Annotated in this window: 16 protein-coding genes; 5 read left to right on the forward strand and 11 right to left on the reverse strand. The window is 33.0% G+C overall.

Annotation, left to right across the window (positions count from 1 at the left end):
- Window positions 1-9: 9 nt before the first annotated feature.
- From rplV to rpsJ, 7 genes are all read right to left on the reverse strand, one after another.
- The gene (rplV, locus tag HMPREF3058_RS03880; RefSeq protein ID WP_001829734.1) at window positions 10-363 is read right to left on the reverse strand and encodes a 50S ribosomal protein L22; all 354 of its coding nucleotides are present in this window, start codon (window positions 361-363) and stop codon (window positions 10-12) included.
- Window positions 364-390: 27 nt separating this feature from the next.
- On the reverse strand, window positions 391-669 hold the full coding sequence (gene rpsS, locus HMPREF3058_RS03885; protein ID WP_001829710.1) for a 30S ribosomal protein S19: 279 nt from the start codon (window positions 667-669) through the stop codon (window positions 391-393).
- A gap of 66 nt (window positions 670-735) precedes the next feature.
- Window positions 736-1,569 (reverse strand): 50S ribosomal protein L2, encoded by an 834-nt coding sequence (gene rplB, locus HMPREF3058_RS03890; protein WP_002447329.1) that lies wholly within the window; start codon window positions 1,567-1,569, stop codon window positions 736-738.
- Window positions 1,570-1,597: 28 nt separating this feature from the next.
- Entirely contained in the window at window positions 1,598-1,873 is a 276-nt protein-coding gene (gene rplW / locus HMPREF3058_RS03895; RefSeq protein ID WP_001829755.1) for a 50S ribosomal protein L23, read from the reverse strand.
- The gene (gene rplD / locus HMPREF3058_RS03900) at window positions 1,873-2,496 is read right to left on the reverse strand and encodes a 50S ribosomal protein L4 (RefSeq protein WP_001829775.1); all 624 of its coding nucleotides are present in this window, start codon (window positions 2,494-2,496) and stop codon (window positions 1,873-1,875) included. Before rplD ends, rplW begins: the two co-directional genes overlap by 1 nt.
- Before the next feature lie 28 nt (window positions 2,497-2,524).
- Window positions 2,525-3,187 (reverse strand): 50S ribosomal protein L3, encoded by a 663-nt coding sequence (gene rplC / locus HMPREF3058_RS03905; protein WP_002447328.1) that lies wholly within the window; start codon window positions 3,185-3,187, stop codon window positions 2,525-2,527.
- 27 nt (window positions 3,188-3,214) lie between these two features.
- Window positions 3,215-3,523, reverse strand: a complete 309-nt coding sequence (rpsJ, locus tag HMPREF3058_RS03910; RefSeq protein WP_001118667.1) for a 30S ribosomal protein S10 — start codon at window positions 3,521-3,523, stop codon at window positions 3,215-3,217.
- Between the two features lie 355 nt (window positions 3,524-3,878).
- Here rpsJ and HMPREF3058_RS03915 point away from each other — a divergent pair, with 355 nt between their 5' ends.
- On the forward strand, window positions 3,879-4,277 hold the full coding sequence (locus HMPREF3058_RS03915) for a hypothetical protein (RefSeq protein ID WP_002447327.1): 399 nt from the start codon (window positions 3,879-3,881) through the stop codon (window positions 4,275-4,277).
- 56 nt (window positions 4,278-4,333) lie between these two features.
- On the opposite strand, the gene HMPREF3058_RS03920 is transcribed toward HMPREF3058_RS03915, so the two are convergent.
- Both HMPREF3058_RS03920 and HMPREF3058_RS03925 read right to left on the reverse strand, forming a co-directional pair.
- A complete protein-coding gene (locus HMPREF3058_RS03920; protein ID WP_002467747.1) occupies window positions 4,334-5,668 on the reverse strand; it encodes an NCS2 family permease in 1,335 nt (444 codons plus the stop codon).
- Window positions 5,669-5,780: 112 nt separating this feature from the next.
- Window positions 5,781-7,916 (reverse strand): DNA topoisomerase III, encoded by a 2,136-nt coding sequence (locus HMPREF3058_RS03925; protein ID WP_070731145.1) that lies wholly within the window; start codon window positions 7,914-7,916, stop codon window positions 5,781-5,783.
- 297 nt (window positions 7,917-8,213) lie between these two features.
- Between HMPREF3058_RS03925 and HMPREF3058_RS03930 the strand changes: the two genes are divergently transcribed.
- Window positions 8,214-9,077, forward strand: a complete 864-nt coding sequence (locus HMPREF3058_RS03930; RefSeq protein ID WP_002447324.1) for a GRP family sugar transporter — start codon at window positions 8,214-8,216, stop codon at window positions 9,075-9,077.
- 27 nt (window positions 9,078-9,104) lie between these two features.
- Complete coding sequence (locus tag HMPREF3058_RS03935) at window positions 9,105-9,896, forward strand: glucose 1-dehydrogenase (protein WP_002491555.1); 792 nt, start codon at window positions 9,105-9,107, stop codon at window positions 9,894-9,896.
- Between the two features lie 198 nt (window positions 9,897-10,094).
- Here HMPREF3058_RS03935 and HMPREF3058_RS03940 read toward each other — a convergent pair whose 3' ends face one another.
- Window positions 10,095-11,003, reverse strand: coding sequence for an AEC family transporter (locus HMPREF3058_RS03940; protein ID WP_002457946.1), 909 nt, complete (start codon window positions 11,001-11,003; stop codon window positions 10,095-10,097).
- Window positions 11,004-11,144: 141 nt separating this feature from the next.
- Between HMPREF3058_RS03940 and HMPREF3058_RS03945 the strand changes: the two genes are divergently transcribed.
- Window positions 11,145-11,315: an SE1832 family protein gene (locus HMPREF3058_RS03945; protein WP_002447321.1), complete on the forward strand. Its 171-nt coding sequence runs from the start codon at window positions 11,145-11,147 to the stop codon at window positions 11,313-11,315.
- Window positions 11,316-11,616: 301 nt separating this feature from the next.
- Complete coding sequence (mspA, locus tag HMPREF3058_RS03950; protein ID WP_002438539.1) at window positions 11,617-11,934, forward strand: membrane stabilizing protein MspA; 318 nt, start codon at window positions 11,617-11,619, stop codon at window positions 11,932-11,934.
- 49 nt (window positions 11,935-11,983) lie between these two features.
- On the opposite strand, the gene HMPREF3058_RS03955 is transcribed toward mspA, so the two are convergent.
- Window positions 11,984-15,139 carry an efflux RND transporter permease subunit gene (locus HMPREF3058_RS03955; RefSeq protein WP_002491548.1) on the reverse strand — a complete coding sequence of 1,052 codons (3,156 nt, stop codon included), beginning with the start codon at window positions 15,137-15,139 and terminating at the stop codon, window positions 11,984-11,986.

Raw genomic sequence — 15,139 nt, forward strand, 5'->3', positions numbered from 1 at the left:
AGAAAGTTATTAAGCTTCTTTAGCTTCTTCTTTACCGTCACTTACGACGATTGTAATGTGGCTTGTACGTTTATTAATTGCACTTGCACGTCCTTGTGCACGTGGGCGGAAACGTTTTAAAGTTGGTCCTTCATTAGCATATGCTTCTTTTACAACTAATTCATCTGTATTCATATCATAGTTGTGCTCAGCATTTGCTAAAGCGGACATTAATACTTTTTCAATTACTGGTGATGAAGCTTTATTAGTTAATTTTAAAATAGCAATAGCTTCTCCAGCATTTTTACCTCTGATTAAATCAAGAACAAGTCTTACTTTACGAGGTGCGATTCTTATTGTTCTAGCAACCGCTTTTGCTTCCATCAGGATTTCCTCCTCTACTTATTAAAATTATCTTCTTGTTTTCTTGTCGTCTGCTGCATGTCCTTTAAAAGTACGTGTAGGAGCAAATTCACCTAATTTGTGACCTACCATATCTTCAGTGACATATACAGGTACATGTTTACGTCCATCGTATACTGCAAAAGTATGACCAATGAAATTTGGGAAAATTGTAGAACGACGAGACCATGTTTTAATCACTTGTTTCTTTTCACTTCCGTCTTGAGCTTCTACTTTTTTCATTAAGTGATCATCGACGAAAGGTCCTTTTTTAATACTACGAGCCATTTGGGCGCCTCCCTTCTTATTGTGTGCGTGCAGCTTTACGCCGCACACCCAAATAAGTTTTTAATATTATTTTTTCTTACGTCCACGAACGATAAGTTTGTCAGAAGATTTTTTACCACGACGAGTTTTCTTACCAAGCGTAGGTTTACCCCATGGTGACATTGGAGATGGTCTACCGATTGGAGCACGACCTTCACCACCACCGTGTGGGTGATCATTAGGGTTCATTACAGAACCACGTACAGTTGGGCGAACGCCTTTCCATCTAGAACGTCCTGCTTTACCAACATTTACTAATTCATGTTGTAAATTACCCACTTGACCAATTGTTGCACGACATGTAGATAAAATCATACGTACTTCACCAGATCTTAATCTGATTAATACATATTTACCTTCTTTACCTAATACTTGAGAGCTAGCACCAGCAGAACGAGCAAGTTGTCCACCTTTACCAGGTTTTAGCTCGATGTTATGAATTACTGTCCCAACTGGAATATTTTGTAATGGTAAGGCATTACCAACTTTGATATCTGCCTCAGCACCACTTTCGACAGTTTGACCTACTTGTAATCCTTTCGGTGCGATGATATATCGTTTTTCACCATCAGCATAAACTAATAATGCAATGTTTGCTGAACGGTTTGGATCATATTGAATTGAATCAACTTTAGCAGTGATTCCATCTTTGTTACGTTTAAAATCGATAACACGGTATTGACGTTTGTGCCCACCACCATGATGGCGAACAGTCAATTTACCTTGGTTATTGCGTCCCGCTCTTTTCGGTAGCGGTTGTAATAATGACTTTTCAGGTGTTGTTTTTGTGATTTCAGCGAAATCTAAAGTAGTCATATTACGACGACCATTCGTAATTGGCTTATATTTTTTAAGAGCCATTGTCGCTTACCTCCTTATTGGTAATTTTTTAGTTAAATAAATCGATTGAACCCTCTTTTAGTTTAACAATCGCTTTTCTTCTTTTGTTTGTATAGCCTTGGTAACGGCCCATACGTTTTTTCTTAGGTTTATAGTTGATAATATTTACACTGTCAACTTTAACGTCGAAGATTTCTTCAACAGCAATTTTAACTTGTGTTTTATTTGCACGAGTATCAACATCGAAAGTGTATTTATCTTCTGCCATAGCTTCAGAAGATTTTTCAGTGATTACGGGGCGCTTAAGAACATCTCTTGCTTCCATTATGCGAGCACCTCCTCAACTTTTTTCGCAGCTGCTTCTGTAATGATTACACTGTCAGCGCTTGTTAGATCAAGTACATTTAATCCTTGAGCAGTTGTAACTTGAACACCAGGGATGTTACGTGCTGATAATTCAACATTTACATCTTCGTTTTCTGTTACAACTAATACTTTCTTAGGTTGTTCAAGTGTAGTTAATACATTTTTGAATTCTTTTGTTTTTGGTGCTTCAAAACCAAAAGTATCTACAATTGTAAAGCTGTTTTCTTGAACTTTAAAAGATAATGCAGAACGTAATGCTAAACGACGCATTTTCTTTGGCATTTTATATGCATAGCTTCTTGGTGTTGGTCCGAATACTACACCACCACCACGCCATTGTGGCGCACGGATTGTACCTTGACGTGCACGACCTGTACCTTTTTGTCTCCATGGTTTACGTCCACCACCACGTACTGCTGAACGATTCTTAACAGCGTGAGTACCTTGGCGTAATGACGCACGTTGTAAGTTGATAGCTTCAAATAGAACGCTATTATTAGGTTCGATAGCAAATACTGCATCGTTTAATTCAACTGAACCTGATTTTGATCCGTCTACTTTTAAAACATCATAATTAGCCATTATGCAATTTCCTCCTTTCGCTTCTTAATTATTTATTACCTTTTTTAATTGAAGTTGTGATTTCTACTAAACCTTTTTTAGGTCCAGGTACATTACCTTTTACTAAAATCACACTATTTTCAGTGTCAATTTGAACGACTTCTAAGTTTTGAACAGTAACAGTGTTTCCACCCATGCGTCCTGGCATTTTTTGTCCTTTAAACACTTTTGAAGCGTCTGACGCCATACCTACTGAACCTGGTGCTCTATGGAAATGAGAACCGTGAGCCATTGGTCCACGACCTTGTCCATGACGTTTAATAGCACCTTGGAAACCTTTACCTTTTGAAACGCCTGTAACATCAATGATGTCACCAGTTTCGAATGTATCAACTGAGACTTCTTGACCTACTTCGTATTCGTCAACGTTAACGTTACGGAATTCACGAATGAAGCGCTTAGGTGCTGTGTCAGCTTTTTTAGCATGACCTTCAGCTGGTTTATTAGCATATTTATTAGATTTAGAACCTTTCTTATATGCTTGTTTATCTTCAAAACCTACTTGGATAGCATTATAACCATCAACTTCTTCAGTTTTCTTTTGTAATACAACGTTTTGACTAGCTTCTACAACTGTTACAGGGATTAATTCACCATTTTCACCGAAAACTTGTGTCATCCCAATTTTTCTTCCTAAGATTCCTTTGGTCATCGAAAGTCCACCTCCTATATTGTTCTATTATAATTTAATTTCGATGTCTACACCTGATGGTAAGTTTAAGCCCATTAGAGCATCTACCGTTTTAGGTGTTGGGTTAACAATGTCGATTAAACGTTTATGAGTACGTTGTTCGAATTGTTCACGAGAATCTTTGTACTTATGCACAGCACGAATAATTGTATAAACTGATTTTTCTGTTGGTAACGGAATCGGTCCAGAAACATCTGCACCAGAACGTTTTGCAGTTTCAACAATTTTTTCTGCTGATTGATCAATCACACGATGATCATAAGCTTTTAATCTGATTCTGATTTTTTGTTTTGCCATAATTTTCCCTCCTTATTCGTCTACATTTAAGTGATAGACTTCTCCACGAAAACTATCTCACACAACGCCATGGCAAAGCGGCCGGGTGTGTCAGTAACCTTTCGCTTCATCGCTTTTCATAAAGTCCAACATTAGATATAATACATGAAAAACATTGATAATTCAAGGTTTTTCAGTAATCTTATATATAACTGTCTAACACATACTTGATAATTGTACTTTAAATGATGATGTTGTTCAACCATTTTAGAGAATTTTTTTTACTTTTTATTTTCTTCCACTAAACATTCTAAATCAAATCAATATTATTATTCTCAATTATTATATATAATAGTAGTTGAATGGGAGTGATAATATGAAAAATGGAGTGAAAATGTCTTTGGCAATCATAGGAGTCTTTCTTATTGTTTGTGAATTTTTCTATGGTATTCCATTTCTAGGAGGCAGTGTAATTCTAAGTTTTGGATGGCAACCATTGTTGTTTAACGCTCTTCTATATCTTGTACTCATCATTATTTTACTAGTGGATTCACAGAACTCAATTAAACCTATGTTTGTCATTCCATTCTTAGGCTTAATAGGGTCTTTCATAGCGTTCTTACCAGTGATAGGTATGGTAATTCATTGGATTTTATTCTTCTTAATGATTTTCTTTGTATTTATTGTCTTGGTTGCACCCACTTATATCCCTAATAAAAATGCGAGGGTCGTTTATACTCAATATAAAGAACGGATTAAAGAAGATAATGATTAAAATTCATACTAATATACAAAAAGGAGCTGAAACTTTAACGTTTCAACTCCTTTTTATTATTTATGAACGAATATAAAATATAATATGAACAAAGCCATTAAAAAGTACATAATAGGATGAACTTCTTTATATTTTTTAGTAATAATCATTGTTATTGGATAAAAAATAAATCCACATGCAATACCAGTGGCAATAGAATAAGACAATGGCATCATAATGATTGTAATAAAAGCTGGTACCGCAACTTCAAATTGCTTCCAATTTATATCAGCAAAATTAGCCGCCATCAGTACACCTACTACGACTAAAGCAGGTGTAGTTACTGCACTTGTTACAACTTCAATTAACGGACTGAAGAATAATGCTAATAAGAAACAAATACCCGTAACTATACTTGCAAATCCTGTTCTAGCACCTACAGCTACACCAGAAGTAGACTCAATATATGATGTTGTGGTAGTTGTACCAAACACAGAACCTACAATAGTCGCTAAAGAGTCAGAGAATAACGCTCTTCCAGCTCTCGGTAATTTGTTATCTTTCATCAATCCTGCTTGCGTGGCAACAGCTACTAACGTACCAGCTGTATCAAAGAAATCAATGAATAAGAATGTTAAAATAACAATTAGGAATTGAATTGTAAACAGTTGACCAGGATCTTTAAATGATTCAAATGCCGCACCAAAGGTTGGCTTGATACTTGGCACTTCTCCAATTATTCCTGATGGTGGATGAATTTGACCAGTTAGCATACCCGCTACGGCAGTTACAATCATACCTATAAAAATTGAACCAGGAACCTTCATAGCATATAAAATGACCGTAACAATAATTCCGAAAATAGCTAAAAGTACTGGCGCTTCAGTCAAATGTCCTAGTTTTACTAAAGTTGAATCACTTTTAATTATTATCCCTGAACTTTGTAACCCCACAAATGTGATAAATAAACCAATCCCTGCCGAAACAGCTAGCTTCATTTGATGAGGGATAGCATTGATAATAACTTCTCTTAAACCAGTAACAGTTAGTAATGCAAAGAATATACCAGAGAATAGAACACCTGTTAATCCCACTTGCCAAGGAATTCCCATAGTTAATACTACTGTAAAAGCAAAAAATGCATTTAACCCCATACCAGGTGCTAAAGCTATTGGATATTTAGCAATTAATCCCATAAATAATGATCCAACAAACGCTGCTAAAGCTGTCGCTACAAAGATTGCTCCTTGGTCCATTTTCATATCACTTGTTGCACCTTTTACACCAGCTAAACTTAAAATTTGCGGGTTTACAGCTAGAATATATGCCATTGATAGGAAGGTCGTAATTCCACCTAAAATTTCATTTTTATAACTTGTCCCATGCTTATCAAACTGGAAGTACTTTTTCACAATGAATGCTCCTTTATTTGAAATACTTTAATAGTTTAATATCAAATTTCTTAAAAAACAATACCAAAAACGAACTTTTTAGTCTAAAGTCACAAAGAAGTTCGATATTTATCTACAATTTGAGATTTTTCAGAGCATCTTTAAATGGATTATTGTCGATTTCCTCTTTTTTATTTATATATTTTTTCATTTCCTTACGTGACACTTTACCATTCGTTTTATCTCTCATTCTTTTGTCCATTTGTGATTGAGTTTCTGTATGGCCACATACACATCTATAAACAGCTTCTTTTCCTTTACCAAATAAGGTCATTTTTTTCTTACAATTAGGGCAACGTGCATTGGTCTTTCGTTGAATATTTTTCTTAGTTTTACATTTTGGATCTTGACATACAAGCATCTGTCCATTTTTAGTTTTGACTTTAATCATAAACTTACCACATGTTGGACACTCAGTTGTTGTTAAATTATCATGTTTATATTTTTGCTCACTGCTTTTAATTTTATTTACCACTTTAAATGTAAAGTTTTTCATTTCTTGTATGAATTTCTGAGAATTATATTTCCCCTTTTCGATAAGCATTAATTTTTCTTCCCATTGGGCTGTTAGTATAGGTGAGGTTAATTCACTTGGAGACAATTCTAAAATTTGTTTTCCTTTTGATGTAACTTTAATTTTGCCATCTCGCGACTCTAAAGCATTCATGTTAAATAACTTTTCTATAATATCAGCCCTAGTTGCTACAGTTCCAATCCCCCCCGTATGTTTAAGTGTTTTTGCATACTTTTTATCATTCAAATCAATATGATTTTGTGGATTCTCCATGGCTTTAAGTAATGAACCTTCATTAAAATATTCCGGTGCCTTTGTTTCATGTTCATGAATCTCAATACGATGTACATTAAATAACTGACCTTCTTTAAAAGAATGCGTTAAAGTATTCGAGGAGGATTGATCTTTTAAAGCTTTATATCCTAATTGTTTAGGTATTTTCTCTTTTAAAACAAAATGGTAACCTTTCAGTTGTGCATGGATTGTTAAAACTTCATATAAATAAGGATTCATTAAATTTTCTAAAAATCTTTCTGCTATTAGCATATAAATTTTAAACTCTCGTTGACTCAATTGTTCAATTGAAGGTCTAACTTCCGTAGGAATAATCGCATGATGATCTGAAACTTTTTGATTATTAAAAATATGCATTTTAGAAGAAAAGGTCTCAGATATTAAATCTCGAACATGAGATTTATAATCTGTAGCTAGAATTGCTCTTAACCGTTCTTGAATTGTATCGACCATATCATGTGTTAAATAATTAGAATCTGTACGGGGATAGGTTACTAACTTATGTCTCTCATATAAATGTTGTAATGTATTTAGTGTCTCCTTTGGCCCCATCTTGTAACGTTTATATGCCTCTTGTTGTAAATCTGTTAAATTAAATAAAGGTTGCGCGTAAGATTTCTTATTTTTTCCTTTAACTTCTAATATTTTTCCTTCTTGATGTTTAATTTCATGTTCAATCAATTCTAATTCTTTTTTATCTTTATATCGCTTTTGTTGGTTAAAATTTAAATCGTAACCATCAACATTAATGGATAACGTGTAATATTTTTCAGATTTAAAATAGTTAATCTCATCTTGTCTTGATTTAACTAACTGTATTGTTGGAGTTTGTACGCGACCTAATGATAATTGCGCATCATATTTTGTCGTTAGTGCACGTGTTGCATTAATCCCTACTATCCAATCTGCTTCACTTCGTGCAAGTGCTGCTTTATATAAATTTTGATACGCGTTGCCATTTTTCAACTGTTTAAATCCTTCTTGTATGGCTTTTTTTGTAACTGAACTAATCCACAAACGCTTGATTGGTTTTTTATTACCTACTTTATCTAAAATAAGACGAGCTACAAGTTCACCTTCTCGTCCAGCATCTGTTGCTATAATAATTTCTTTAACATTTTTATCTAAAATTAAAGATTTTACAACTTTAAATTGTCTATTTGTTTTACTAATCACTACTGTTTTCATTTTCTTAGGAATGATAGGTAAATCTTCTAAATTCCATTCTTTATATGAAGGGTTATATTGTTCAGGCGTTGCATTTGTCACAAGATGCCCCAATGCCCAAGTCACAATATACTGTTTCCCTTCTATATAACCATTACTTTTTTGTTGAAGATTCAAAGCATTAGCGATATCTCTTCCAACCGATGGTTTTTCAGCTAAGATTAAAGATTTCATTTTAATTTTCCTTTCACATTTATAAAGTACATCATGTTATAGAATTACATACATTGTAACATGTATCTTTTTTTGTATATTACTATATATAAAATTAATTAAGATAGTTATATATATGTACATATCTTGTTCAATCATATTATTCAAAAACTCATTATCTCTTATTATGAATATTTTCCTTACTAAAAATTTCAGCACTTTTAAGGTGTTGTTTTTTACTTCTTTTTTTAATTACTATAGAATGACTTCGAGTGTAATTGGGACACTTAATTTTGTTCTTAGGAGAGTGAGTAATAAGTGCAAATTGTAGATTTTTTGATAGCACTTTTACCAGCCCTGTTTTGGGGTAGTGTAGTCATTATAAATGTTTTTGTAGGTGGTGGACCATATAATCAGATTCGAGGTACAACTTTAGGGACACTTTTTATCGGATTTTCTCTACTAGCTACTGGACACGCAGCGTTTGATAATCTAACAGTAATTATTGTCGGTTTAGTATCAGGAGCTCTATGGGCTTTTGGTCAAGGAAATCAATTAAAATCAGTGCATTTAATAGGTGTATCTAAAACGATGCCTATTTCAACGGGTATGCAACTTGTCGGTACCACTCTATTTAGTGCTATTTTCTTAGGTGAATGGAGCACGATTGTTCAAGTAGTGCTGGGACTTATAGCAATGATTTTATTGGTTGTAGGTATTTCTTTAACATCACTTAAAGCCAAAAGTGAAGGCAAATCCGATAACCCGGAATTTAAAAAAGCAATGGGAATATTACTTCTATCAACAATCGGTTACGTAGGTTATGTAGTTCTTGGAGATATTTTTGGAGTAAGCGGTACAGATGCTCTCTTCTTCCAATCAATTGGTATGGCAATTGGAGGATTAGTTCTTTCAATGAACCATAATACTTCAATTAAATCTACTGCTTTAAATCTTATACCAGGTGTTATCTGGGGTATCGGTAACTTATTTATGTTTTATTCACAACCTAAAGTTGGTGTTGCAACTAGTTTCTCATTATCACAACTCCTAGTTATTGTTTCAACTTTAGGGGGTATCTTTATTCTAGGGGAGAAAAAAGATCGTCGCCAAATGATTGGTATTTGGTCAGGTATTATTGTTATAGTTATAGCTTCAATCATTTTAGGCAACTTAAAATAGAATTTTAAACTTTAGGGAGGTAACATAATGTTTGAAGAATTAGAAAATAAAGTGGTTCTTGTTACCGGAGCTGCCACTGGAATTGGCAAATCTATTGCTGAAAACTTTGGTAAAGCTAAGGCCAAGGTTGTTATAAATTACCGTTCTGATCGACATCATGATGAAATTGAGGAAATTAAACAAACTGTTGCTAAATTTGGTGGTCAAACATTGGTGGTTCAAGGTGATGTTTCAATTGAAGAAGATATTAAACGAATGATCGAAACAACAATTAATCACTTTGGAACTTTAGACATTATAATTAATAATGCTGGATTCGAAAATTCAATCCTAACTCATGAAATGTCGATTGACGACTGGCAAAAAGTTATTGACATAAACTTAACTGGCGCCTTTGTAGGTTCAAGAGAAGCCATCAATCAATTTTTAAAGGAAAACAAAAAAGGTACTATTATTAATATTTCAAGTGTTCATGACACTATTCCATGGCCTAATTATGTACACTATGCCGCAAGTAAAGGTGGCTTAAAATTAATGATGGAAACAATGTCAATGGAATATGCTCAGTATGGTATTCGTATTAATAATATATCCCCTGGGGCAATTGTTACTGAACACACTGAAGAAAAATTTTCTGACCCAACGACGCGTGAAGAAACAATAAAAATGATACCCGCACGTGAAATTGGAAATGCTCAAGATATAGCTAATGCAGTACTATTCCTATCTTCAGATCTTGCAAGTTATATACACGGTACAACATTGTACGTTGATGGTGGCATGATGAACTATCCAGCATTTATGGGTGGTAAAGGCTAAGTTGCATTTTTTCAATTTTAACTAGAAATAAAGTGTCATCATTTGATAGTGAATAGTAGTCTTAAAAAGCATCAGTCATCGGCTGAATATAAGTTACAAACTATAATAAAAAAGCTATGAAGATATCTACAATGATATATTTCTTCATAGCTTTTTTTAGCTATATATAAATGAGCATATTAATTGTGCAATCAATTTTTATACAAATACAGCTTGATAAATATACAAAATGATAATGCTAATAATAATGGTTAAATTAGTTACCATTCCAACAAACGGTAATGTCTTATATTTGAATTGAATCGAATACGGTATAATTGCTACTCCTACTGGTAATAACCACGTTATAAGCAAGGTTGTTTTAATCATATCATCAGATACAGGTAATAAAAAGTGAACTAGTGTTCCAGCTAACACACCTAACCCGTAATGTAAACAAAGATATTTTATTGTTACAGGGAGGTATTCTCTCTCAATACTAAAATTAAGCATTACACCTAATAATATCATGGATAAAGGCATATTCGCCTTTGATAATACACTAAAGAAATCAATAGCTGGTTGCCATATATGAATATGAGACATATTCAATCCAAACATAATCATATAGGTTACTAATGGGACTGATTGAACTAATTTTTTCCCTAAAAATTTGAAGTTAAATTGGTCACTACCTTCGCTATAATAACTTCCTACAAAATAAGTAATACCAAACATGATAATGGCCCCGCCAATATCAACCATTCCGAAATATATCATACCTTTAGATGGCCATATCGCTTCAACCAACGGATATGCAAACAAACCAATATTCATAGATCCAGTCATCATACCAACAGAACCACGCATATGGTTATCATATTTTCTAAAAAACCAAATTACGATAATTTTAGCTACTATACCGTAAATAATCATCATTATAGGCAATATTGAAAAAGATACATCTAATTTCGCACTATTTAAGTTAACTATAACGAGTGAAGGTAATGTAACATTTAACACTAAAGTTGAAAGTACTTGACTATCAGTTGCTTTCAAGTAATTCATACGTTTAAGAAAATAACCAAGTGCTATTAATAATATAATTATGACAAATTGTTCAGTCACATTGATTCCTTCTTTCTAGTTTATACAAATGAGTACTTTGATATCGTGTCCCTCTTATTTAGAAGTATCGTATTTCGTGATATAATCTTTATTAAATGTAAAAATTACTACTATTAACCCTTTGAAGAGGAGAATGATACGATGGACTTGAATTCAAAGTTATCAGAACTTAAATATGATTATACACGATTACAAAACGATTTAGAAAAACGTGAGTCGCTTCATCAAGATATTGACCCTCTACTTAAACAACTTGAAAATATTGAACAAGAAATCGCCTATGTACGTTCAAAATTAAATCAACAATCCTAAAATTTAGCACGTTGATTGTTTAACCCATAAGTATAAATTTAAACTACAAAATTTATTAAAATTTTTTTGCCAATTTTAGATGACATTAGAATCTAAAAATCAATGTTTTAAACATTGTTACCATATTGACAATCAATAAGCGATTTAACAAACACGTATTTCTAGAATTTTTAAATTTTGGTTTACAAAGCAACGTATGAAGCTACGACAACCAATTAATACGACTCATCTCTACTCGCATTCTAGTCATATGATTTTTATCGTGCTAATATATTATTCGTAATAGAAAGGGTGGCTTTTTATGAAACTTTATCTTATTTTATTGCCTGTTTTATACTTAATTGTTTCGTACATTAGTATTTTTAAAATGCATTCTGTCATAACTCGAATCTTGAGAATTGTTATGGGCATATTGTTACTATTTGTAGTTGCTTTGACGACGTTACAGTTCCCTAAAGAAAATTGGTGGGTATTTGTCGTTTTATTACTTTTAGTTGGTAATGTTGAAGTGACTGGTTTTAAAGAATTAAAAGATGATAAAAAAGGTGTTAGCATCTTAAATATCTTATCACTTTTATTATTTGTTATATTTATTATTTTAATTTTTATATTATATTAAATAATATAAAAGACTTAGGTAAGTATAATCATCTTACCTAAGTCTTTTTTTACATATTAAACTTTTTAGTAAGTTTATTTTTCAAAGTGAATAAAATTTCGTACATAACCGGTACTACAAAGAGTGTGAGTAGCGTTGAAGAAATTAATCCACCTATTACTGTTGCAGCCATACCTTTGGAAATTAATATTGAACTGTCTTGACCAAATAACAACGGCACTAGTGCACCTATTGTTGCAATTGCTGTCATTAATATAGGTCTTATCCGTGTACCACCCGCTTCTATCAATGCCGGTTTCATCTGCATACCTTGTTTTTCATTGTTAATAACACGATCGATTAATACTATAGCATTCGTAACAACGATACCAATTAACATAAGCATACCTATTAAACTTGGAACTGAAATGGTTTCTCCAGTAATGATGAGTGCCAGTACTACACCGATAACCGTAAATGGTAATGAGAATAAGATTGTAAATGGTGCCAGACCACCTCTAAATGTAATAACTAAAATTAAATAAACTATGATAATTGCTGCTATCATCGCCATTGCAAGCTGAGAAATAGCCTTATCAATGTCATCAGTAGCACCGCCGACATTAATTTTAATATGACTAGGTTTCTCAAGATCTTTCACTTTAGCCATGACTTGTTGAGATTTACCACCCACATCTTTATCAGTCACTTTACCTGTAACAGTCGTAGCATAATCGCCATCTTCTTGAGTCAGTTTACTTGGTGTATATGATTTTTTGAGAGATGCTATTTCACTAAGTTTAATCGTACCGCCCGTAGGCTTATTTAGTTTAATGTTTTTAATTTTTTGAGAAGACCAATCTGTTTGCTTATTTTGTTTGACCTTTACATCGATAGATTTACCCTTTTCACTAACTGTAGAAATTGTTTTCTCAGGTAAGTTTTCATTAAGATTCATCGCAAGTTGTGCAGCAGAAATACCATTATCTGCAGCTTTATTTTGGTCAACTTTTATTTCATATTGGTCATACGTCTGTGATAAATCAGATTTAACATTCGTTATGCCTTTAATATCAGTCATCAATTTCTCTACACGGTTGACTGTATCTTTCATTGCACTTGTATTAGGTCCTTTGACAGTTACTTCAACAGAATTATTACCTGCTCCTGTTCCTAAATCTTGATTTTTCCATTCTCCAGGTTGTTTAAATGTCTCGATATGTTTAAGTACTTTATCAGGCTCTTCGTCAAAATTAGGCGTGTCAGATTGATATTTAATCATAATTGCCATGCTGTTAGTACTACCGGTAGGATCTTGTGGTGTAGGACCACCTATAGAATATTGAACAGTTTCTACTTTATCTTTTTTATCTAAATAATTTTGTACTTTTTCAGCATGTTGTGTTATAGATTTCTGTGTTTCTCCAGGTTTTGGAGTATATGTTAGAGCTAAAAATTTATTATCTCCTGTTGAAATATAACTCGTTCCTAGATTTCTTGCGCCTATGACCACACTTCCAACTAAAATAAAAATACTAACTATAAGCACAATCCATTTATGATTAAGTGACCAATTCAAAGCGCTTCGATAGGCTCTCCCAACTGCTCCTAGACCTCCCTTTTGTTCCCTATTTTTAACGCCATTTTTAAAAAATGTTGCACCTAAAGAAGGCACTAGGGTAATCGAAACAAGTAGTGAAGCTAATAAACTAAAAGTAATAGCTAGCGCAAATGGTCTAAACATTTCACCTACTGAACCTGACACAAACACTAGTGGTAAAAACACTACAATAGTAACAAGGGTCGATGACATAATAGGTTTAAATACTTCTCTAGTAGCGCTTATAATTAAATTTTCCCCTTTGAGCTTCTCATTCGGATCAGATAATCTTCTAAATATATTCTCAACGACAACTATAGAATCATCTATAACTCGCCCGATTGCAACCGTTAATGCACCTAAAGTAAGAATATTTAATGATACGTTGCTTAATTTTAATGCTATGAGCGCAATTAATATTGACATTGGTATAGATACAATTGAAATAGCTGTAGTTCTTATGTTTCTTAAAAACAGAAGAATAACAATAATAGCAACGATCGTACCGAGAGCGGCCTTTTCAACCATAGTATAAAGAGAATCTTCAATAGGTTTAGCAGTATCCATAGTTTTAATAGATTTCATTCCACTCTCATTACGTACAAATTCATCTACTTTTTTCTGAACTTCTCTCGCAACTTGCACAGTATTAGCATCTTGTGATTTCATAATTTGTAAGTTAACAGCATCTTTTCCATTTGTCTTGGATATAGAAGTACGTTCATCACCGACACTAATATCTGCTAAATCTTTAAGTGGTACAGATGGCATTTGGCCTTTTTGTGCCATATGAGTTGAACTATTAGTCGAGCGAGTATTATCACTTGGCATTAGACTATCACTGTCGGAATCGCTATCATTTTGTACAGATTGTCCAGAAATAGATAAAGGGATTTTAAGATTTTTAAAAGCGTCTACAGATTTAAATTGACCATCAACAATAATAGATTTATTACTCTTATTAAATTGGAAAAGTCCTAATGGCGTTTCACGTGTAGCCGTTTTTATATAGTTCTCAACATCATTTGCAGTTAAACCTTTTTCATCTAAATTTTTTTGTTTAAACTTTAACGATACTTCACGATTAGTTTGACCGTTTAATTGTGCATTTTGCACACCATCAATGATTTGCAATTTTGGTACGAGCTGTTGATTTAACTTTTTAGTAACGTCTTTTAACTTTTGATTATTACTCGTAAAAGAATATGCCACAATTGGAAAAGCATCCATAGAGTTCCTTGTTAATTCAGGTTCACCAACGCCGTCTTTAAACTTAATTTTATCGATTTCTTTTTTTAATTGTTCTTCAGCTTTATCCATATCTGTACCATTATCATATTCTACAGTTACTATAGAAGCATTTGGTATAGATTCGGTCTTCACACTATTTACGTAGGCCAACGAACGTACTTGATTATCAATCTTGCTACTTATTTCATCTTGTGTTGACTGGGGGGTTGCTCCAGACATTGTAGTTTGAACTGAAATAACTGGATTTTCAACATCTGGTAATAATTCAAGTTTTAATTTGGCGCTTGAATAAACACCACCTAATATAATTAAAACTACCATCAAAAAAATAGCGAATTTATTACCTAACGAAAATTGTAATAATTTTTTAATCAT

This window comes from Staphylococcus sp. HMSC068G11, from assembly GCF_001815825.1.
Lineage (GTDB): Bacteria > Bacillota > Bacilli > Staphylococcales > Staphylococcaceae > Staphylococcus > Staphylococcus epidermidis.

What these genes read in the sequence shown, in the direction of transcription:
- rplV (WP_001829734.1), bottom strand. Translation starts at nt 363, where the DNA reads ATGGAAGCAAAAGCGGTTGCTAGAACAATAAGAATCGCACCTCGTAAA.
- rpsS (WP_001829710.1), bottom strand. Translation starts at nt 669, where the DNA reads ATGGCTCGTAGTATTAAAAAAGGACCTTTCGTCGATGATCACTTAATG.
- rplB (WP_002447329.1), bottom strand. Translation starts at nt 1,569, where the DNA reads ATGGCTCTTAAAAAATATAAGCCAATTACGAATGGTCGTCGTAATATG.
- rplW (WP_001829755.1), bottom strand. Translation starts at nt 1,873, where the DNA reads ATGGAAGCAAGAGATGTTCTTAAGCGCCCCGTAATCACTGAAAAATCT.
- rplD (WP_001829775.1), bottom strand. Translation starts at nt 2,496, where the DNA reads ATGGCTAATTATGATGTTTTAAAAGTAGACGGATCAAAATCAGGTTCA.
- rplC (WP_002447328.1), bottom strand. Translation starts at nt 3,187, where the DNA reads ATGACCAAAGGAATCTTAGGAAGAAAAATTGGGATGACACAAGTTTTC.
- rpsJ (WP_001118667.1), bottom strand. Translation starts at nt 3,523, where the DNA reads ATGGCAAAACAAAAAATCAGAATCAGATTAAAAGCTTATGATCATCGT.
- HMPREF3058_RS03915 (WP_002447327.1), top strand. Translation starts at nt 3,879, where the DNA reads ATGAAAAATGGAGTGAAAATGTCTTTGGCAATCATAGGAGTCTTTCTT.
- HMPREF3058_RS03925 (WP_070731145.1), bottom strand. Translation starts at nt 7,916, where the DNA reads ATGAAATCTTTAATCTTAGCTGAAAAACCATCGGTTGGAAGAGATATC.
- HMPREF3058_RS03935 (WP_002491555.1), top strand. Translation starts at nt 9,105, where the DNA reads ATGTTTGAAGAATTAGAAAATAAAGTGGTTCTTGTTACCGGAGCTGCC.
- HMPREF3058_RS03945 (WP_002447321.1), top strand. Translation starts at nt 11,145, where the DNA reads ATGGACTTGAATTCAAAGTTATCAGAACTTAAATATGATTATACACGA.
- mspA (WP_002438539.1), top strand. Translation starts at nt 11,617, where the DNA reads ATGAAACTTTATCTTATTTTATTGCCTGTTTTATACTTAATTGTTTCG.
- HMPREF3058_RS03955 (WP_002491548.1), bottom strand. Translation starts at nt 15,139, where the DNA reads ATGATTAAAAAATTATTACAATTTTCGTTAGGTAATAAATTCGCTATT.